We start from the raw sequence: 20,372 nt of genomic DNA on the forward strand, positions 1-20,372 counted from the left end.
CATGTTAAATATAGCATTTTTTAGGTTTCCGCGCAAGCAGTAGTATGAGGTTTGGATGTGATAAAAAATAGACAAAAAGCTGACAAATTACAATTCTTTTATGTGTTGTAAAATCAATTGACATTCCATCCATTCTGATTTAGACTTTAATTAACATTTTGTCACGTATATTCAGGACTTTTCTTCGTCCCGTCACCCGTCCACCTTTTCTATCATTTCAGCAGCTATCCTGCATGTTCGCAGATCCTGTATATTCCTTGACCAGTCTGCGTTTTCTGAATAGCTGCCCGGGAGATAACATATGAATCAAACTCAGAAAAAACAGCAGTCCATGGACATGACCTCAGGGTCCATCACAAAGCTCCTGATCATGTTCGCGGTTCCTCTCGTGATCGGAAACCTTTTTCAACAGCTATACAACACTGTGGACAGTCTCGTTGTTGGAAACTTTGTCGGCTCCCATGCTCTCGCCGCCGTAGGTTCCACCACCAGCATCATCAACATGATCGTCATGTTCTTTACCGGTACCTCTGTTGGTGCCGGCGTCGTCATCAGCCGGTACTACGGAGCCCACGATGATGAAAAGCTTCACATTGCCGTGGAGACCACGATGGCAGTGACTTTCATCTGTGGGATCATTTTTACAGGTCTTGGAATCTTTGTTGCCCCCTATATGTTAAAGTTTATGTCCACACCGGATGATGTCCTGCCGTCCGCCTCCGTATACTTAAAGATCTATTTTTCCGGCGTTTTCGGTCTGCTTGTATACAACATGGGAAGTGCTATCCTGCGTGCCGTTGGCGATACGAAGCGGCCGCTGTACTTCCTCTGTCTCTCCAGTGTCATGAATATCGGCCTTGACCTTCTTTTTGTAGTGGGCTTCGGTATGGCCATCGAGGGGGTTGCATACGCGACGATCATCTCCCAGTTTATTTCCGCAATTCTCGTGCTCATCGTTCTCACCAGAAGCACGGAGAATTACCGCCTGACCTGGAAGGACCTGCGGATCAACAAAAAAATCTTCCGGCAGATCCTCATGGTCGGACTTCCGACAGGATTTCAGCAGTCACTGACATCATTTTCCAACGTGTATGTCCAGTCCTACATCAACACCTTCGGATCCAGCTGTATGGCCGGATGGAGCAGCTACTCAAAGATCGACCAGTTTGTCTTTCTTCCGATGCAGAGTATCGGACAGGCATCCACGACCTTTATGAGCCAGAATCTTGGAGCCGGGAATCTGCCCCGCGCGAAAAAAGGAACCGGTGTGGCGCTCCGGCTGGCACTCCTCATTACATTCGCCAGCGCTGGGATTCTTTTCCTCTTTGCTCCGCGGCTCGTCGCAGTCTTCAACCAGGAGCCTGACGTTGTCCGGTACGGAACCATGTTTCTCCGGATGAACGTGTTCATGTTGGCATTCTGCTGCCCGAACCAGGTCGTTGCGGGCGCGATGCGCGGAGCCGGAGATTCCAGGACACCGATGCTGATCATGCTGTTCTCCTTTGTCCTGTTCCGCCAGATCTATCTCTATATCGCGACCTCGATCTGCAATACAGCCGCAGTTGTCGGATTCGGATACCCGGTGGGCTGGATCGTAGCTTCGGTTCTCGTAGAGCTCTACTATATGTCCGGAAAATGGGAGAAAAAGATCAATATGTAACCTCTTCCCATGTTCTGTTATTCTCCTGTCAGTACCTGATCCAGGAGATCGGATAACGGCATCATCGCCGCTTTCGCCTCCGCATACGTGTTTGTCTGGGCGCCCACCTCGATGAGGGCGGAACGCGCCCGGACATGCTCGTTATAGCGGAGGCCTTTTAAATAGATCTTTCGCGTAAGTCCCGGATATTTTCCAGCAGCCAGAAGCTGCATCTGGAAGCTGAACGCCAGGTTTTCCTTGAGATTTGGATTCGGAAGATACTCGATGGGGCCGTCCGGGCTCATGGATGTCCCGTTGAAGAACATGATCTTCGCGGTCTCCGTCCCGTCGATCTCCGTCACAAGTCTCGTCCCATCCGAGACGCCGTCCCGGTGGACATCCAAGACCACCTCGATAGACGGGTATTTCTGCAGGAGACCAGAGATCCCGTCGAGGGCGTAGGTATACGCCGCACTGCGGTCCAGCTTTCCGTTCCGGTAATCGTAGACGCTCTCATCATGGTACACGTTGTACCCCTTTTCCCTGAGAAGCTTCGCCAGGCACTCTCCGAGGTGGATCACGTCCGCCTCCGAATTTTCCGGGTAGTCGGCGTAGGTCTCCTGGGAGTGGGTATGGTAGATCAGGATCTGGGGGATGTCGGCGTTTTTTTCGATGGAAAGGTCCGCGGCGAGGAAATTCTCCGCCCGCATCAGGTCCCGGCCCGCCGTTGTTGTGGGGTGGACGTTGTAGAATTTTTTCATCAGGTAGTCGTAATCGTTGAGTTTTTCTAAAATGATGCCGGAATTTCCGGTGTTGAAGGTTCCTGCTGCGAGCAGACCTGCGAGTGTCGTCTTTTCATTCTGGGATGATCCGTTTTCTCCAGTTCCGCTTTTTCCCGAATTCCCCCATTCTTCTGAACTTTCTGTTTTTGTTCTGTCTTGTGCATTTTCATCCGCATTTCCGCTTCCCCATGCATTCTTCCTACGATCATCTCCGTAAACTCCCTGATTTTGTTCCCTGTCTGCGATCCATTCTGCCCGCAGCACCCCATTCTCATTCTCGATCCCAAATATCTCCTCATGCTCCTTTGTCCGCCTGCTGCCATTTTTTCTGCTCTCCAGATAAAAAGCCGTACCCTCATCCTCCTTCCACGCCGGAAGAAAACCCCGCACCACATCATCCGCGATCCGCACCGCGTAATTTTCATAGAAATCCTTCCATGCGCCCGCACACAACCCACGTCCGAAATACAGCGCCGCCACGCAGACCACCGCCAACACGATCCAACGCCCGGCATACTGGATCATCCTGATGATATTTCCGATCATCTGCACAACAAACAGGCGGTCCGCCTGAAGCATCCGCTTAAAATAGTACCATCTCCGCCTCATATCTGCCGCCTGATTCGCCGTTTCTTTACAGTTTATGTGAATGTGCGGTTATTCAGTACCTGCGCAACCATACTGCCGCCGCAAAATCCGAACCATATCAGCCAGGCACCAACAGCCATTTCCGAATAAAAAATGCAGAGTTTTTCACATATATCACGCAAATCTATGCAGTTCTGAACAACGCCTCATGGATCGCCTCCGAGATCGTAAAGCTCAGAAAATCCACCCGCTCATCAATATCATGGGGCGTCACATACATGGGACCGAGGTCCGGCTTTAAGAGTTCCTTAACAAGCTCATAAGATTCTTCTACCCGAAGAATTTCCAGCTTTTTCTCTCTGGATTTTCTTTTCTTTTCACCATTTCGATCCCTGTCCGAGTCCTCTGCTTCCATTACCTCATCATCTTTTTCCAAAACATCACACCCTATCTTCTCCCTCAACACCTCCGTCATCGCCCCAACCGTATCATACACGATCGCCGCCGCCCCGACGACCATCGGGATCCCGATCGCAAACACAGGAATCCCCAGTGTCTCTTCCGTCAGCCCGCTCCGGTGATTCCCGACCCCGGATCCCGGCTGGATCCCCGTATCGGATAGCTGCACCGTGACTCCCAGTCTCCCGGCACTTCTCGCCGCCAACGCATCCACAACGATCACTGCGTCCGGCTCCGTCTCCTGCACAATGCCTTTCACGATCTCCGCCGTCTCCATCCCCGTCTGCGCCATGACCCCCGGCGTGATCCCGCTTAAGACCGGATACCCGTGCTTCCTGCAAAAATCCGTCCCATACTCCAGCTCCAGATGCCTCGTCGCCTGAAGATGCTCCAAAACCTTCGGGCCCAAAGCATCCGGCGTCGCCTCCGGATTTCCCAGGCCAACGACCAGAGTTCTCACCGGCCGCCCCATCTTCTCCGTCTCAAGCCCATGCTCCTTTAGCATCCCCCGCAAAAGCCCCGCCAACTCCTCCGAGACCTCCCTGTGATAATCATCATCCTTCTTCGCCAGCGAAGCCGCCTCCACCGTCAAATACATCCCCACCGGCTTTCCCAGCGCCTTCTCTCCTCTCTCATCACACACCGCGACCTCCGTCACCCGGATCCCAGTCTCCTCCTTCTCCCACTCCCGCATCCGGATCCCCGGAATCTCACTCCCCTGCACCTTCTCCCTCTCCTCCAGCGCCAGATCCGTCCTCACCGTAAACTCCACATCCGCCTGTCTCATAAATACGCCTCCTATCTCAACTTTCTCCTTATTTTTCTCGCAAAAAAGCAATTTATGTATTGACATACCGGGAAATATTCGCTAAAATATAATAGTATGTTTACATTGAACTGTCCGTGTCCAGGCTTTGATGCAAAACAAACAGAGATAATTTTTTAAAATAATATGGAGGTGTACAGATTGGCTAACATCAAATCTGCAAAGAAAAGAATCGTAGTAGCAGAGACAAGAGCTGCTAGAAACAAAGCAATCAGATCCAAAGTGAAAACTTTCGTTAAGAAGGTAGAGGCTGCAATTACTGCTGGTGACAAGGCTGCTGCACAGGCTGCACTTCTTGCTGCTACAAGCGAAATCGATAAGGCTACTTCCAAGGGCGTATATCACAAGAATACCGCTTCCAGAAAAGTATCCCGTTTGGCTAAAGCTGTAAGCGCAATGGCTTAATTTATCATCGAACTGGATTATTACGCATAAATAAAAAGAACCGCTGTTTCCGAGGTGTGTCAGAAACAGCGGTTCTTTTTTATATCTCAGCACCGATCAATGTACCCAGCAGGTTCGGAGACTCCTGCTCGATCTTTCTTATCGGATCCAGCTCCAGCACCGGTCAATGTACCCAGCTCCATCCAACCCCCAGCGCAGGCCTGCCTTCGGACCCGGATGCCTGATTGCGGGGGCTCTGGCTTCCTCTTGGCTCGCAGGAAAATGCGTTGGAGGAAAGGTGACACTTGTCTGAGCGCAGCGAGTTGTGTCACCTTTTCTCCGCCCTTAGCATTTTTCTGCAAGCCTAGAGGAACCGCCCCTGAAATCCACCAGCATCCGAATCCGAAGCCAGGCCTGCGCGTCCTTTTGCCAAGTTGATCCAACCTTACTCATACTTCTTCGCAATCAGCAACTCCACTGCCAACCGATCCGAGAGTCGACCGGTTTTCACAGCCTCCTCCGATTCCACACAAAACTCCACATAAGAAAGAATCTGCTCCCTCGTAAACGCCCTCGCCTGCGCCATCAGCTTCCCCGCCACAAACGGCGGTACCTTCACCCTGGACGCGATCTCACTCTTCTGCGCCCCCTTCCCCGCCAATTCCTTCACCTGCAGAAGCTGGTTAAACTGCTTCGCGATCAAAAACAAGATCCTCATCGGCGGCTCCTTCAAGGTCAGAAGATCCTCATAGAGATCCATCGCCTTTCTCGTATTCCCCGCCACGATTGCCGTCACCATCTCAAAGATCCTGTTTGTCACATGAACCGTCCCAACTGCCTCAACATCGTCCTTCGTGATCACCTCGCGCCCCATGGTATAACAGATCAGCTTCTCCAGCTCCATCCTGATATTCTCCATATCATCCCCGGTCCGCTCCATAAAATACTCCATGACCTGGCGTGTGATCTTCTTCCCGTCCTTCGAAAGGATCCCCGCGGCCCAGCGCATCAGCTGGTCCGCGTCCTGCTTCTTTAATTCCGCTGCATACCCGTTGTCCTTCACCTTCTTGTAGAGCTTATTCCTCTTGTCGACCTCATTCTCCACAAACACCATACATGTAGACTCCGGGATCTCCGGGATATAATTCACAAGCTCCTCCGGCGCACTGCTCTTAAAAAATCCGCTGCCATCGATCAGCACAAGTCTCCGCTCAGCAAAAAAAGGCATGGTGTCCGCGAGACTAATGATCTCTTTCACATCCTGTCCCTTGCCCTCAAAATAATTATAATTCATCGTGTCATCCCCGGCGATCGCCTCCCGGAGACGCTTTTTATAACTATTCACAAGAAACGGCTCATCCCCAAACAATAAATAGACCCTCTTAAACGTCTTATCCTTAATATCCTGGTTTAATATCTGCATAGCCGCCTCCGTGAACTGTCGTATTGATCATCTAAAACTTTTCTTATTTTATCAAATATCCGAAATACGGTCAAGCCGCGCCATTCTTCGCTGCCGTCCTCATGAGCGTCTCTGCATCGGCGTCCCACATGAGCGTCGATGAAAAATAGAATCCTTTCATTTTGTTTCCTCCAGACAAAATGCATTATAGAAACGCGATGTAAAATGCAAAACGGACTTTTTGTAAAATCCTTGTAAGCGGAAATTAAAACTTTTCCTTCCGATGTAAAGCACGGTCAGTCTGTGTCAAGCGGAAGCATCGTTTTTATTTTGAGTTTCTTTCCATCTGTCCGGACCATGACAGCGCCGGAAAGGCCTGTTTCATAGATCTTTGATCCATGTTCTAAAAGCCGCTCCCGGACTTTCTCCGCAGGATGTCCGTACCGGTTCTTTCTTCCGTAGGAGAGGATCGTCACGGATGGGGACAGTTTTTCTATAAACTCTTCGCTGGATGAGGTGGCGGAACCGTGATGTCCGGCTTTTAAGATCGTCACCGGAGTCAGAACGCCGGAAGTCAAAAGTGTTTCCTCCCCGGATGTCTCCATATCTCCCGTGAGGAGCATGGAAAAACGTCCGTAGGTCAGGCGGAACACCAGGGATTCCTCATTCCGGTCCGTGAACTCTGTTCCGCCATCCGGCGACAGGCATTCCATGGACATTCCTTTTCCCGGAAAGTTATTCCATATATCTCCCTTTTTGGCATAAAAAACAGGAATATCCCGCTTTTTTGCAAGCTCCGCCATCTTTCCGTAGATCTCATCCTTTCCCGCCTCCGGCATCATGAGACCTCCCACCCGGATTCCCGATTCCGGGTGTTCCAGAAGATACCGGATCCCGTTCATATGATCCTGGTCCCCGTGGGTCATGACCGCAAGATCCAGACGCGTCACCCCCTGGCTCTTGAGATACGGCACCAGAACCTTCTCTCCGATGGATTTCTGCTGGCTGCTGCCGCAGTCCACCAGGATCGTATGGGATTCGGAGCGCAGAACGATTCCGTCGCCCTGGCCTACGTCGAGGAATGTGGCAGAGAGTCCGGTTTGGCGGGATGGGAGCAGGAAAAGAAATGCCGCAAGCCAGGCGGCGCATAATAACACCAGGCGATGTTTTTTATTTTCCGCAATCTCCATCCCCCTCTCATAAACAACTGCTCCGAATATCATCAATCCATAATAACACCCAATTTTCCATATTTCCGGCTGCCCCAGCACTAGCTCTGCCCCCGGAAGCTCCCCTGTCCAATTACATATCACCTCATAAAATTTCAAAATATAATGCGCGCCTCCAAGCATCGCACCCCCAACCGATTCTGATAAAAAAGACAGACCTAGTCCAAGAAATCCCGATATGACCACATACGCCATAAGCGGGATCACAATTAGATTTAAGAACACCCCGTAGACCGGTATCCCAAAAGAATGCCAGAGAATGACCGGCGCTGTCACCACCTGGATCGAAAGACTTGTAAAGAACGCGGACGCTACCGCAGATATTTTTTCATCCGTAAAAAGCTTTTCCCCCCGCGAAGAAAAAAGCCTGCCGGGATAGATCAGTGATGTCACCGCAAGAAAGGACAGCTGAAAGGACGCCTGGGACAGCAGATACGGATGAGCAAGCAGCAATCCTGCCGCCGGAATACACATTGCCGTCGGAAGATCGTATGTCCGCCCTACGGCCGCCGCGAGAAAGGAGAGCCCTGCCATTGACACCGCCCGGGCCACAGACGCGCCGCTGCCCACCATCATGCCGTAGACGCAGAGAAATCCCCCTGCGAAGATCCCGGAGATCCAGAACCCCGCCCCGCCTTTCCTGAAAATCTTCCAGATTCCCAGCCCCACAATGGAGACATGAAGCCCGCTGATGGCAAGGAGGTGGGATATCCCATTCTTCCGGTAAAGTTCATAAATTTCACTGTCCAGATCATCCTTCTCCCCAAAGAGAACCGCCGACAGAATTCCAGCGTCCTCCGGGAGAGCGATCGCCTTTAACTGCTCAGAAAAGCACCTCCGGATCCGGTACAGGCTGTCCGAAAATACATGTACCTTCCCGCCAGTCACCGTATATCCCTCCACATAGATGATCCCGGAAATTCCGCGGGACCTGCAATACAGACGGTAGTCAAACGCCCCAGGATTTCTCGCCGGATCTGTCGCTTTTCCCTCTCCGAAGACTCGGATTTTCTCACCGACAGCGGGTGATGGTTTTTGCTTCGAAACCGCCTCAGCTGCTTCCCCTGTTTTATTCACATCCAGATAACATAAAACTCTTCGAAGCTTCTCACCAGACTCCCCATCTTTACCTTCCATTGCGCAATCCCTAAGCACGACCTCCAGCGTCCCATCCTTCTCCTTCACCGACTGGACAGTTCCCTGAAGAACCACGCCATCCTCATGTTCCTCCCGGAAAAATCCCTCCTCCCGGGAGAAAACCGCCTGCTCCGCTCCCATCCGAAGACATCCGGCAGACATTCCCGCCACAAAAAGAAAGACCGGCAGCCCATATCTGCTCTTCCGGCGGGCAAACACGCACACCAAAAAGAGCAGCCAGACTGCCAGTCCAAAAATCATCTGCTCTGCCGGGATCCACAGGTTCAGTGCCTCTCCAAGTACCAATCCCCCTGTCACACACAGCAAAGGCCTTTTAATCGTTTTTTCCTCCTACGATATAATCGTAATTTCGTTCAAATACCGTGCTTAACGGAATCTGGTCCCGGAACACATCGTCCTGGGATCCGTTGATCCGGATCTGCACACGGCTCACCGTCGAGAGCTCCGCAAGGGAATCCACGATGGAATAGATCGGAATATATGCCGCCACATCCAGAGTGCTGTTTAAAAACGCCGCGTCAAGGTTGATTGAGCAGACCGAATCATTGACGGACACATTCAAAAGCTTCACATCTGACGGGATCGTCGCATAATGTCCAAGCTCCTGAGGACCTTCGATCAGCTGTTCCACGATGAGGCGCTCCAGGGATGTATTGCTGTTCTGCATAACTTCCCGCTTTTCCTCCACCAGCTGGTCTCCCGCCTCATTGGCAAAATACAGCGTCAGCTCCGTCCGCTCGAAGGAGTTGACATCGCGGATGCTGTCCACAAAATCAGAGGCGGAAAGCATTCCCACCGGGTTTCCCGCAGCGTCCGTGATCGGCTGCTCCGCGCAGTAGATGCTCAGATACTCGATATCCGGAATCTGGGTCAGTGTTTTCGTCAGCGCCGCCCGGCACAGGATCTCCTGCACCGAATTCATCAGCGCATAGTTGGCATCTGCATATAAATACAGAACATTCCCCTCGATCCGGTAGGTGATCTTTTCGATCCGCTCCGGTAGCGCTCTCTGACAGTCGAGATCCGCCGGCACATTTCCCATCTTATCGAGAAGTTCCCGGACCAGTGCATCCAGGTCCGTCGTCTCCGTCCGGTACTCGCTTCCAACGAGCTGGATCCCGGACGTGTTTAAATAGTAGATCGTATAGGCATTTCCGCTCTGCTCCACGGTCGTCTTTCCCGTACAGCCGCTTAAGGCGAACAGGACCGCGAAGAGGAGAAAAAACACCCGAAACATCCTAAATTTCTTCATTTTTCTCCCTCCTACGGAATATAGATCAACGGGATCCGCACCATAAAGGTACTTCCCTCGCCCTCGACACTGTCCACACGGATCGCGCCGTGATGCATCAGGACCACACTTTTCGTGATCGCAAGTCCAAGCCCTGTTCCGCCGGTCTCCCTGGATCTCGCCTTGTCCACGCGGTAGAAGCGTTCGAACACGCGCTCCTTAAACTCCGCAGGAATACCGATTCCGGAATCCGCAACCTTTAAATAGAAGAACTTGTGGTCGGCATCCAGTGTGACCCGGACCCATCCGTCTTCCTTATTATATTTGACCGCATTCTCCACCAGGTTATTCACCGCCAGGGAGAATTTCACCTCGTCAATATCCGCTGAGACATCGCGCTTACTCTCGAAGATCAGCTCGATATTCCGCTTTCTGGCGATGGGACGCAGGCGTTTTAAGACCATCTCGATCAGTCCGTTGATCTGGACCTGGCTGCAGGAAAGTCCCGAGGACGCCTTGTCCATGCGGACCAGAGTCAGAAGATCGTCGATGATCTTACTCTCACGGTCGATCTCATCGGAGATATCGTGCATGAATTCCTGGTAAAGTTCCTTCGGCGTGTCCTCCATTCCCATCAGGGAATCCGCAAGGACACGGATCGACGTGATCGGAGTCTTGAGCTCATGGGAGACATTGGAAACAAACTCCTGTCTCGACTGGTCCACGGCCTTCAGCTTCTCCAGGGTTTTATTGATGGTCTCGGAGATCTGCTTTGTCTCCCGGTACGCCTCCTCATTGACATCCTCATCCAGGTTTCCCTCACCTACACGCCGGATCGACGCGATCAGGCTTCCAAAGGGCTTCATGATAAAATGGACCGAGAGGACCGCAAGGATCAGCAGGATCACGAAGATCATCATCTCGTACAGGGATGCCTTATCATTCAGACTGTCCTCCAGACTGTACATGCTCTCCGTCGACGCTGTCACGATCATCACGCCCGCAGTCTTTCCCGTTGTGATGGTTCCCGTCTCCTGCTCAAACTCCGGAATTGGGATTGCCAGGACGAAATAGTGTTTCAGGCTGTCATACCGGCTCGTATTCTCACCCTGGAAGCACCTGATCACCTCATTGGAAATCAATGTCTTTCCCTTCGAGAGAGAAAACGTATCCTCTACGATCTTAAACCCGGAGTTTACGATCAGGATCCGTCCGCTGAAGATATCCGAGAGCAGGGAGAGCTCCGTATCGATGGCGGCGTTGTCCACCACCGAGTTTGTGAGATATCCAGTTCTTGACATCTTATTGCTCAGGATCTGACACTGGTTCTGGACATCAATGATCCGGCGCTCCACCTGGCTCTGTCTTGAGGAACTGGCAAGGATCCGGCTCTCCACGAGAAGCGGGATCATACAGAACATCACCATCAGGATGATCAGGGGAACCTTGACGCTCGGCGTATGCTTCCGGTAAATTTTCCGGATCCTTTCCCTAATTTTTCTCATGTTCCTCTTCCATCTTTCTCGTTGCCGTCACAGCAAGGCTGCCCGGTCCGATATGGCACGCGATGCTTAAGGAAAGCGGTGCCATGTATACATCAGCATTCGGGAAGCGCTCTTCGACCTCTTTCTTAAACTCCAGCGCTGCTTCCTCGTTGTCGGTGTGGGCGATTGCCAGATGGCAGTTTCTGCACTCACTGTCGTGAAGCCTCCCGTCCAGCTCTTTCTGGATCGCGTTCATCATCATGGTCTTTGCCTGCTTCATGGTACGGGCTTTCGCGAAGGAATCAAGCTTTTCACCTAAAATGATCAGCACTGGCTTGATTTTTAAAAGTGTGCCGAGAGCCGCTGCAGCCGGTGTGATCCGGCCGCCCTTTTTCAGGTATTTTAAGGTATCGACGGTGATGAAGATGACGGAATCAGCCGCAGTCTCCTCCAGGCGCTTCTTGATCTGCGTTCCGTCCATCCCCATAGCTGCCAGCATCTGCGCGTCCTTTACAGACTGATACTGGGTCACGGAGATCCGTCGATTGTCAACGACGAACACTTTTCCCTCGTACTCATCCTCTCCCGCCAGCATCATCGCTGTGGAGCAGGATCCGGAAAGTCCGGAGGACATCGGGATATGGATGATCTGGTCATACTCTTTTAAGAGCTTGTCCCACATCTTCAGGATGGAATCTGGTGTGGGCTGGGAGGTAGCGATATCAGCATTGTCCTTTAATCTCTGGTAGAACTGCTCCCGTGTCAGTGTGATATCTTCGTAATATGTTTCTCCATCTATCATAAACGGCATTGGCAGAACCGCAACTCCCATCTCTTTTGCCTGAGCCTGGGTGATTCCGCTGTTGCTGTCTGTTACAACTGCAATTTTCATACAAAACTGCCCCTTTCTGTTTCTCTTTCGTCCGCCCTCTTTCTCTCCATTCCATACGGACAGGACTCGCTCCTATTTTAACCGATTTCCTACCTAAATGGAAGTGCAAAACTGCCCAAACTGTGGACGAAATAGAAAATTTATGATATGCTGAGCAGTAAGTGAGTGAAAAACATGCTCGCATGTTTGGCACGAGCGGCGAAGCGGATTACGGCAGCCGCAAAGCAGCGCTTAGTGTGAAAGCGCAGACCGTAATATGCAATGTATTTTTAATATGGGGGTACAGATTATGCCTTATTGTCCGAAATGCGATATGGAATTTGTCGAGGGAATCAAAGTCTGCAGCGATTGCGGCGGTCCCCTCGTGGAATCAAAAGAAGTGGCGGAAGCCATGAAAAAGAAGGAACAGGAAGAACAGCTTGCCGCCATGGCGCAGGAGATGGATCCGTTTTCCGGTGAAGGGACTGATACGGAGTTCTCCGGGGATAATCCACCCGAGAAGTCTTCCCCGGCCTCTGAGCCGGTCCACGCCTACGTGGATAAGGACCAGCGCTACGATGACATGAGTTCCTCCGCATCCGCGTTCTTCTTAGTCGGTGGGGTACTTGCCATCGGCGCGGCACTCTGCCTTCTGGGAATTTTCCATCTCCCAATGGCAGGATTCCAGAAATATATGTTTGAGGGCGTTCTCGTTGTTCTCGCCATCGGCAGCTTTGTCGTTGCAGTCTCCTCAAGGAAGCGCGCTGCCGAGTTAAAGGTGGAAGCCGACGATGAAAAACGCCAGACCCAGGAGATCATCGATTGGTTCTTAAAGAATTACTCCGCAAAAGAGCTGGATGAGCAGCTTCTGATGGAAGACCCGGACCTCTCCGGCGAGGAACTGAGTCTCAAGCGCTTCGAGCTGATCCAGGATTTCCTCATCACCGGCCGCGACATCCCTGACCAGTCCTATGCGGATTCGCTCTGTGAGACGCTGTATACGAAGCTATACGATCAGGAATAATTTAAAAGACTGTCTGACCGATGAACCTGATTCATCAGCCGGGCAGTCTTTTTAATTTTCTTATTCAAATTTCACGATTTCCTTCTTCAGCCTCATCATGATCTTCTTCTCCAACCTCGAAATATATGACTGGGAGATCCCCATGAGATCCGCCACCTCTTTCTGCGTCATCTCCGCCCCATCCCGGCGCTTCAGACCATAGCGCAGCTCCACGATTTTTCTCTCCCTCGGGCTTAAGCGGCTCACCGCATTCTTAAGAAGGTCTTTTTCCACCTCATCCTCCATGTCTTTATAGATCACATCCTCCTCCGTCCCGAGAATATCCGACAGCAGAAGCTCATTCCCGTCCCAGTCCACGTTTAACGGCTCATCGATGGAAACCTCAAGCTTCATCTTGCTGGTCCTACGAAGATACATCAGGATCTCATTCTCAATGCATCTGGACGCATAGGTCGCCAGCTTGATATTTTTCGTCGGGTTAAAGGTGTTGATGGCCTTGATGAGTCCAATGGTCCCGATGGAGATCAGGTCCTCTACGCCAACGCTGGTATTGTCAAATTTCTTTGCTATGTAGACAACCAGGCGGAGATTGTGCTCGATCAGCTCTGCCTTTGCCTCTTTCTCCTCTTCGGTTCCAAACTTATTTAACGCCTCAGTCTCCTCCTTCAGTGACAGCGGAGCCGGAAGAATATCCGCACCTCCAATATAATGGATCTCCCCCCGCTCCGGACGAATCATCGTGCGGAACCCCATCACTTTTTTGAGGCGGAACCGGTTTGGCATAGAAATTCTCATAATCATACTCATTCTCTCCTTTTTCTAACTGTTAGTCACCTTCACAGTTATTTTTTCACACATCGTCGTTCAGACTTCATGTCAATCCCCTATTGCCACAGGCACATTTTCCCCTGACACCAGACACTCCGGCAGTATCATCGTAAAATCCTTCCCGAAAAACAGAGGTTCCTTCGAAATCGCCACGATCGGACGCTCGATCCGGATACTCCCGCACTCTTCGGACATGACCTCCATCCGGTCAAAGAGAACTCCCGGCAGCATTCCATTTTCCGTTCCGACAGCCCGGTATGGGATCATAAGGACTCCCGCCTTCTCGCCTAAGAACTCTTTCGCATCCGCCGCCGCGATAATGCTCACCGGCTTTCCCGTCACAGGCTCCACGAGCCGATTCCCTGAATCCGCCATCGCCGTGAACTCCTTCGACTTTTCATTTAAGAAAAGACGGACCTGATACCGTGTTTTCCCGATCATCGGCCGCCTCACAAGAGCTACCGCCAAGAAACGAACTCCCATACAGAAAAATCCCATAAACATCAGACTTTTCCAGCCTGTAAGAAAACACCGCTCCCGCAGAATCGCCAGCCCACTCTGCAAAATCCCTGCGGATAAGACCAGGACTCCCAGTTCCTTCCCGCGCCACTTCAAAACTTTCATCCAGGAATCTCCTCTATCTGCAGAAGCATTCCTTTTCTCCTGGCGCATGGTCTGTTTTCCCGGAAAAGCGATCCAGATCATCAAAAATCCTGTCACCAGCAGTTTCCAAACTTCCCATATCCCAGCGAATACCGGCTGTCCGCCTGCAGGACATCTTCCCATAAGTTCCAGATAAACGCTTCCAGTACTGCAGAGTCCCCCGGCGATCCCGGCGCCCAGAAGTCTCAAGGCCTCTGCCCGCCTTCTCATAAGCACCGCCGCCAGCCATAAGATCAAAACATCCCGGTACACCTCCTCCAGAAAAAAGAGATCGGCGTACCAATCATACTCCACCGGACTTCCTCCTTTCCCTGGCATCCCTTTCTGATGTTTTCCCATAGTATACCTGTCTTTCTCTCCAGAATTTGTCAAAGCAGGGACGAGAAATTTGAAAACCCATCGGGTCGTTTTAACAGAATCTCTCCTGTTTTTTCATGAAGATCAGAGATTTCCGCAGACATTTGCGGAATACACGAAAAAAGAAGAACAAAAAGAGAGCAGATCTGGACAATTTTTGTCGCGATCTGCGGTGAAATTTCAGAAATATTTCGCGCGAGTGCGCATCATTGGCACGTTAGTGCCTTTTGTGTAATAGGGAATTCCTCGGAATTTCCTATTACACAAAAAGACCTGGAAAAGATTTCTCTCTTCCAGGTCTCAATATGTTCATAAATTAAATTCCAATACGGCTTGTCCGTCCTCAGAATCTTATCTGCGGTTCTTTAAGAAATCCGGGATATTGATCTGGGTCTCGCCGCGCTGTGCCGGACGGTAAACCGGGGCATTTCCAGTCGGGATGTTGTACTTCGGTGCGGAAGTCTCTGTTGTAGCTGCTGCCTCAGACGGAGTCTTTACGGACGGAGCAGTTCTCTGAACCGGGGCCTGCTGAGCCGGTACCTTTGTCTTGTAGTTTGTGAAATCCTTCATTGCGCGCTCAACCGGTGTGTTTGCACCGTGTGCGTCAAGGCCTGTAGCGATAACTGTGATCGTTACCTCGTCCTCCGCATTCTCATCGTACATAGCGCCGAAGATGATGTTAGCGTCATCGCCTGCAAGCTCCTGAACATAGCCAGCAGCCTCGTTTGCCTCGATCAGGCTGATGTCGCCGGAAATGTTGATGATAACGTGGGAAGCACCCTCGATGGTTGTCTCAAGAAGCGGGCTGGATACAGCCTGCTTAACAGCCTCAAGTGCCTTCTCGTCGCCCTTCGCCTTACCAATACCGATATGAGCGATGCCCTTATCTGTCATAACAGTCTGAACATCAGCGAAGTCAAGGTTGATAAGACCCGGAACATTGATCAGGTCTGTGATTCCCTGTACTGCCTGGAGAAGAACCTCATCGGCTTTCTTTAATGCATCCGGCATGGTTGTCCGTCTGTCAACGATCTCAAGGAGACGGTCGTTTGGGATCACGATCAGAGTATCCACTGCGTTCTTTAAGTTCTCGATTCCCTTTAACGCGTTGTTCATTCTCTGTCTGGCTTCGAAGCGGAACGGCTTTGTTACAACGCCGACTGTAAGAATTCCCATGTCTTTTGCGATCTGAGCGATCACCGGAGCTGCACCGGTACCGGTTCCGCCTCCCATACCACAGGTAACGAATACCATATCTGCGCCCTTAAGTGCCTGGGAGATCTCCTCCTGGCTCTCCTCAGCTGCCTTCTCGCCGATCTCCGGCTTTGCGCCTGCGCCGAGTCCCTTTGTGAGCTTCTCACCGATCTGCATGGCAGTCGGAGCTTTACAGAACTGAAGCGCCTGTTTATCTGTGTTGATACCGATAAACTCAACGCCCATAATATTTTCTTCTACCATGCGGTTTACCGCGTTATTTCCGGCACCGCCGACACCGATCACAAGAATTCTTGCGGCATTCTCTGCCTCGTTTATCTTAATCTCTAACAAGAATGTCTCCTCCTTTAATATCTATCAATCTATTACATCTGTATTAGCATGGTCATAAAAATCCCAAGTTAATCTAACATATATCATATTTGATTTTTTGAAAAATATCAACCTTAAATTTATGGTTTTTTTGAAAAAAACACTGATTTTCCGCTGTCCCCGGCCTAAGCTTTCTTACGGTCAGCGCAGCAAGTGCGCAGACCTGATGAATCGTTACTCTAATTCTTCTTCACAAAACGGTACGTCGGGCTGGAATTCGTCTCGTCATAGGTATCCAGATACAGCGTACCCGAAAGTCCTGTGAGCTCCGTCATGATATCGTGAAGCTCCGCGATCTTTCCGTCAAGGCTATCCGAATTTCCAAGCTCCACCGTGATGTCCCCCATCACAAGCTCCGCCTCATTGTAGCTGTTATAGTTGATCTTGTCCACCTGGATATCGCTGACATTCAGCACCTGGGTCAGGTTTAAGATCTCGCCGAAAATATCCTGATCCGCCACCGGAAGCGGCTGGTGCAGGACGATATGTCCGAACTCGAGACCAGTGATCACCGGAACGCCCGGAAGCTGCTCGGAAGAGCTCTCCACAATGATTCCATCCTTATCGAAGTACATGTAGCTGCTCATGTAGGAGACGCAGCCCACAACGCTCTTCTCAAACACAACGACCTCCACCTTTGTGGGGCTCTTGAAATTGATCTTATATTCCTCGATAAACGGAATGGACTTGTGCTCCTTAAACCGGTTCTGATAATAGCAGAACGCGGAATTTCTGGACCACTTGCCGTCAAATAAGAGCGACTCGATCTGTTCCTTCGTATACTGCTTATTTCCGCTCACTTCCACATCCTTGATCCGTATCGAAAAGACAAGAACGAGAAGAATGACGAGAATCGCCATGATCACTCCAATGATGATCCCCGTCTTTCTTCCTCCTCTCCTGTTGTACATTCCAAATCCGTTGCTGCTTCTTCTCCCGAAATGGAAATTGAAGCCGCGTCTTCCAAATCCAAGACCTCTTCTTCTAAATAACATTTTCTCTTCACCTGTTATCTGATCACTTGTTCTCACGTAACATCATTGGGACCCGCGCACCCGACACACTGATCACCGGAAGACTCTGGTCTGGAGCAAAAAATCCATTGCCACGATCATCACAGCTCATCTTCCTCTATGTCTGCCCCAAGCTTTCTCAAATCTCTTCCGATATCCTCGTACCCGCGCTTTAAATGTCCACTGTCCGAGATCACACTGAGTCCGTCCGCCGCCAGGGCCGCCACTAGAAGCGCCGCCCCGCCGCGAAGATCCGGCGTCTCCGCAATCCCCGGAACAAGAGGATATCTTCCTCTTATTATGGCTGTATCTTTATGGAGCGATACGTCGGCCCCAAAGGCTGCAAGCCGCATCGCCGCCTCAAACCGTGCCTCATACACGGTCTCTTTAAACCGGCTCTCCCCGCTTCCCGCTGCCTCCACGGCGAGAAAGACAGACTGAAGATCCGTCGGAAATCCCGGGTATGGCCCGGTGTCGATCTCGACCCCGGCCGGACGCCGTTCCATCACCATACCGATCCTGGCTTTCGGTCCGGTCGCCCCGGATATCCGGATCCCGGCTCCCATTTTTCGGAGTGCCTTTAACGGTTCTACCAGAACCACCGGATCCACACCGGTGATCTCGATCTCCCCGCCGGCTGCCGCTGCCGCCGCCAGGTATGTCCCCGCACAGATTCTGTCTCCTGCCGTCACATGATCCGTCGGAAAGAGCTTTTCCACCCCATCCACCGTGATAGTCCCGGTGCGCTCCCCGGATATCTTTGCTCCCATAGAACGCAGGAAGCTGCAGAGTTCCACGATCTCCGGCTCCCTGGCACAGTTTAGGAGCTTTGTCGTGCCGGATGCCAGAGCGGCAGCCATCAACGCGTTCTCCGTCGCCCCGACACTGGGATATGGAAAACGGAATGTTGTTCCACAAAGCTTTTTCGCTTTTGCAATCAGCATTCCGCCATCATCAAGTATCTCTGCTCCCATTGCCCGGAGCACATCCAGGTGAAAATCGATCGGACGTTTTCCGATCACACAGCCGCCCGGATACCAGGTCGTCACCTCCCCGGCCCTGGATAACAGCGGTCCCAAAAGCAGGCTGGAAGACCGCATCTTCCCCACCGTCTTCTCGGAGATCACCGTTCCAGAAAGCCCGGAGGCATCGATCTCCAGGACATCGTCCTGAAACATCACCTGACACCCAAGGTCCCTTAAGATCTCCGCCATGAGGAACACGTCCGAAATTCTCGGAACATTCCGTATCTCGGTTCTTCCCTCTGTCAAAAGACTCACCGCCATCATGGGCAGCACCGCGTTTTTTGCACCCTGGACTTTTATTTTTCCATGCAGAGGCTTAAGCCCCTGAACTTTAAACACCTGCAAACCGATTCCCCCGCATATGCCGCTATAAAACAGTATATGCAAGAGTATCAATTATGTTACTGCTGTTCCAGCCTGATCTGGTTGGACACACTTAGTACCATTCCCATCTCAATCATCAAAAACAGCACCGACGTACCCCCGTAACTGATAAACGGAAGCGTGATTCCCGTGTTCGGAATCACATTCGTAACAACGGCAATGTTCAAGACGACCTGGATCGCGATATGTGCCAGAACACCTGTCACCAGCATTGCACCAAATAGATCCGGCGCATTTCCGGCGATGACTAAAAATCTGTACAGCATGAACAGGAACATGAATATCACGGCTACCGCGCCGAAAAGTCCCAGCTCCTCACAGATCACCGCGAAGATCATATCGTTCTGCGGCTCCGGAAGGAAGCTTAACTTCTGGATACTCTGTCCCAGTCCCTTTCCGAGAAGGCCGCCGGAACCGATGGCGTACAGTCCCTGAAGGACCTGATATCCACCGGACTTCGGATACGCCTCCGGGTTTTTCCACACCAGGATTCGGCTCAGCTGGTAGGAATGGAGGATTCCCGCCTTCTCGAGGGCGATGGCCACAGGCGGCGCGAAGACGATGACAGTGATTCCAAGCGCCACCGTCGCAATAAATGGCCATTTTCTCTTGCACGCGATAAACATCATGACGAAAGCGATTCCGCAGATGATGATACCGGAGCTTAAGTTGTTCATGGTGACGAGAAGTGCCAGAGGTCCGATGAGGACCGCGATCATTCCCCACACCCGCCATTCATTGATCTGCTTTCCAAGTCTCGTGATGAGCACGGCCAGAAGCAGGATCACCACGATCTTTACAAGCTCTGCAGGCTGGAAACGCAGGGATCTTGTTCCCAGCCATCTTTTCTTGCCGTTAACCGCGATTCCCAGTGGTGTAAATGTTACAAGGATCTCGCAGATATAGGATACCACTACTGCCGGAACAGTAAACTTCGCCAAGAAGTGATAGTCGATCTTTGAAATGATCAGCATCAGGATGAATCCAGCCACGGCGATCTGTCCCTGACGCACCATGTAGTAGTTGGACGGCTGCCTGCTCACCTGGGCATTGTAGGCGCTGGAACTGTAGATCATGATCAGTCCGAATACCGTAAGGAAGATAATGACCACTAAGAGGTCATAGTCGTAAAAACGGCGTGCTTTCTTTTTCCGTTTTCCCTCTTCCTGTACAGGAGCCCCGTACATCTGCTGCTGCCGCAGCATTTCCTGTCTCTGCTGCATCTCACGGCGCTGCTGCATCAGAAGCTGCTCTCTTCGCTGTCCCTCCTGCTGGCGTTTCGCCCGCTCTCTTTCAATCTGCTGACGCTCCAACTGTTCTCCGGACATCTGCTGTCTCTGCATCTGCTGTCTCTGCATCTGCTGACGATGTACCTGCTGTCTCTGCGCCTGTGCCCTGCCGCCGGCTTTTCGAACTTTCTTTCGAGCCACGCTAAGCC

At 51.4% G+C, this 20,372-nt stretch carries 16 protein-coding genes; 3 read left to right on the forward strand and 13 right to left on the reverse strand.

Annotation, left to right across the window (positions count from 1 at the left end):
• The first annotated feature begins 301 nt into the window (after positions 1–301).
• Positions 302–1,660, forward strand: a complete 1,359-nt coding sequence (locus tag DXA87_RS01450) for an MATE family efflux transporter (RefSeq protein WP_117503055.1) — start codon at positions 302–304, stop codon at positions 1,658–1,660.
• A 17-nt stretch (positions 1,661–1,677) separates the two neighbouring features.
• Here DXA87_RS01450 and DXA87_RS01455 read toward each other — a convergent pair whose 3' ends face one another.
• Positions 1,678–3,030: a stage II sporulation protein P gene (locus DXA87_RS01455; protein ID WP_242998000.1), complete on the reverse strand. Its 1,353-nt coding sequence runs from the start codon at positions 3,028–3,030 to the stop codon at positions 1,678–1,680.
• Positions 3,031–3,193: 163 nt separating this feature from the next.
• A complete protein-coding gene (gpr, locus tag DXA87_RS01460; RefSeq protein WP_117503057.1) occupies positions 3,194–4,255 on the reverse strand; it encodes a GPR endopeptidase in 1,062 nt (353 codons plus the stop codon).
• A gap of 180 nt (positions 4,256–4,435) precedes the next feature.
• Here gpr and rpsT point away from each other — a divergent pair, with 180 nt between their 5' ends.
• Positions 4,436–4,699 carry a 30S ribosomal protein S20 gene (rpsT, locus tag DXA87_RS01465; RefSeq protein ID WP_021905348.1) on the forward strand — a complete coding sequence of 88 codons (264 nt, stop codon included), beginning with the start codon at positions 4,436–4,438 and terminating at the stop codon, positions 4,697–4,699.
• Positions 4,700–5,123: 424 nt separating this feature from the next.
• Here the strand turns inward: rpsT and holA are convergent, their stop codons facing one another.
• From holA to DXA87_RS01495, 5 genes are all read right to left on the reverse strand, one after another.
• Positions 5,124–6,101: a DNA polymerase III subunit delta gene (gene holA / locus DXA87_RS01475; protein WP_117503059.1), complete on the reverse strand. Its 978-nt coding sequence runs from the start codon at positions 6,099–6,101 to the stop codon at positions 5,124–5,126.
• Between the two features lie 275 nt (positions 6,102–6,376).
• Entirely contained in the window at positions 6,377–8,752 is a 2,376-nt protein-coding gene (locus DXA87_RS01480; RefSeq protein ID WP_158552988.1) for a DNA internalization-related competence protein ComEC/Rec2, read from the reverse strand.
• A 28-nt stretch (positions 8,753–8,780) separates the two neighbouring features.
• The gene (locus DXA87_RS01485) at positions 8,781–9,719 is read right to left on the reverse strand and encodes a GerMN domain-containing protein (protein WP_015555043.1); all 939 of its coding nucleotides are present in this window, start codon (positions 9,717–9,719) and stop codon (positions 8,781–8,783) included.
• A gap of 11 nt (positions 9,720–9,730) precedes the next feature.
• On the reverse strand, positions 9,731–11,203 hold the full coding sequence (locus DXA87_RS01490) for an ATP-binding protein (protein ID WP_015555044.1): 1,473 nt from the start codon (positions 11,201–11,203) through the stop codon (positions 9,731–9,733).
• Positions 11,190–12,074, reverse strand: a complete 885-nt coding sequence (locus tag DXA87_RS01495; protein WP_015555045.1) for a DegV family protein — start codon at positions 12,072–12,074, stop codon at positions 11,190–11,192. Before DXA87_RS01495 ends, DXA87_RS01490 begins: the two co-directional genes overlap by 14 nt.
• Before the next feature lie 289 nt (positions 12,075–12,363).
• Between DXA87_RS01495 and DXA87_RS01500 the strand changes: the two genes are divergently transcribed.
• Entirely contained in the window at positions 12,364–13,077 is a 714-nt protein-coding gene (locus tag DXA87_RS01500) for a hypothetical protein (protein ID WP_117503061.1), read from the forward strand.
• Positions 13,078–13,137: 60 nt separating this feature from the next.
• On the opposite strand, the gene sigE is transcribed toward DXA87_RS01500, so the two are convergent.
• The 6 genes from sigE to DXA87_RS01530 all read right to left on the reverse strand — a co-directional run bounded on the left by sigE (position 13,138) and on the right by DXA87_RS01530 (position 20,364).
• The gene (gene sigE / locus DXA87_RS01505; RefSeq protein ID WP_117470930.1) at positions 13,138–13,878 is read right to left on the reverse strand and encodes an RNA polymerase sporulation sigma factor SigE; all 741 of its coding nucleotides are present in this window, start codon (positions 13,876–13,878) and stop codon (positions 13,138–13,140) included.
• A 75-nt stretch (positions 13,879–13,953) separates the two neighbouring features.
• Positions 13,954–14,862: a sigma-E processing peptidase SpoIIGA gene (locus tag DXA87_RS01510; protein WP_158552989.1), complete on the reverse strand. Its 909-nt coding sequence runs from the start codon at positions 14,860–14,862 to the stop codon at positions 13,954–13,956.
• A gap of 414 nt (positions 14,863–15,276) precedes the next feature.
• Positions 15,277–16,473 (reverse strand): cell division protein FtsZ, encoded by a 1,197-nt coding sequence (gene ftsZ / locus DXA87_RS01515; RefSeq protein ID WP_117470932.1) that lies wholly within the window; start codon positions 16,471–16,473, stop codon positions 15,277–15,279.
• Between the two features lie 218 nt (positions 16,474–16,691).
• Entirely contained in the window at positions 16,692–17,507 is an 816-nt protein-coding gene (locus DXA87_RS01520) for a cell division protein FtsQ (protein ID WP_347473007.1), read from the reverse strand.
• Positions 17,508–17,626: 119 nt separating this feature from the next.
• The gene (murA, locus tag DXA87_RS01525; RefSeq protein ID WP_242990596.1) at positions 17,627–18,889 is read right to left on the reverse strand and encodes a UDP-N-acetylglucosamine 1-carboxyvinyltransferase; all 1,263 of its coding nucleotides are present in this window, start codon (positions 18,887–18,889) and stop codon (positions 17,627–17,629) included.
• A gap of 62 nt (positions 18,890–18,951) precedes the next feature.
• On the reverse strand, positions 18,952–20,364 hold the full coding sequence (locus DXA87_RS01530; RefSeq protein WP_343220844.1) for a putative peptidoglycan glycosyltransferase FtsW: 1,413 nt from the start codon (positions 20,362–20,364) through the stop codon (positions 18,952–18,954).
• Positions 20,365–20,372 lie beyond the last annotated feature (8 nt).

The organism is Desulfotomaculum sp. OF05-3 (assembly GCF_003435535.1).
Lineage (GTDB): Bacteria > Bacillota > Clostridia > Lachnospirales > Lachnospiraceae > Pilosibacter > Pilosibacter fragilis.

Coding starts and splice junctions, on each gene's coding strand:
- DXA87_RS01490 (WP_015555044.1), bottom strand. CDS start 11,203: ATGAGAAAAATTAGGGAAAGGATCCGGAAAATTTACCGGAAGCATACG.
- DXA87_RS01520 (WP_347473007.1), bottom strand. CDS start 17,507: ATGTTATTTAGAAGAAGAGGTCTTGGATTTGGAAGACGCGGCTTCAAT.
- DXA87_RS01485 (WP_015555043.1), bottom strand. CDS start 9,719: ATGAAGAAATTTAGGATGTTTCGGGTGTTTTTTCTCCTCTTCGCGGTC.
- sigE (WP_117470930.1), bottom strand. CDS start 13,878: ATGATTATGAGAATTTCTATGCCAAACCGGTTCCGCCTCAAAAAAGTG.
- DXA87_RS01450 (WP_117503055.1), top strand. CDS start 302: ATGAATCAAACTCAGAAAAAACAGCAGTCCATGGACATGACCTCAGGG.
- holA (WP_117503059.1), bottom strand. CDS start 6,101: ATGCAGATATTAAACCAGGATATTAAGGATAAGACGTTTAAGAGGGTC.
- gpr (WP_117503057.1), bottom strand. CDS start 4,255: ATGAGACAGGCGGATGTGGAGTTTACGGTGAGGACGGATCTGGCGCTG.
- DXA87_RS01500 (WP_117503061.1), top strand. CDS start 12,364: ATGCCTTATTGTCCGAAATGCGATATGGAATTTGTCGAGGGAATCAAA.
- DXA87_RS01495 (WP_015555045.1), bottom strand. CDS start 12,074: ATGAAAATTGCAGTTGTAACAGACAGCAACAGCGGAATCACCCAGGCT.
- DXA87_RS01455 (WP_242998000.1), bottom strand. CDS start 3,030: ATGAGGCGGAGATGGTACTATTTTAAGCGGATGCTTCAGGCGGACCGC.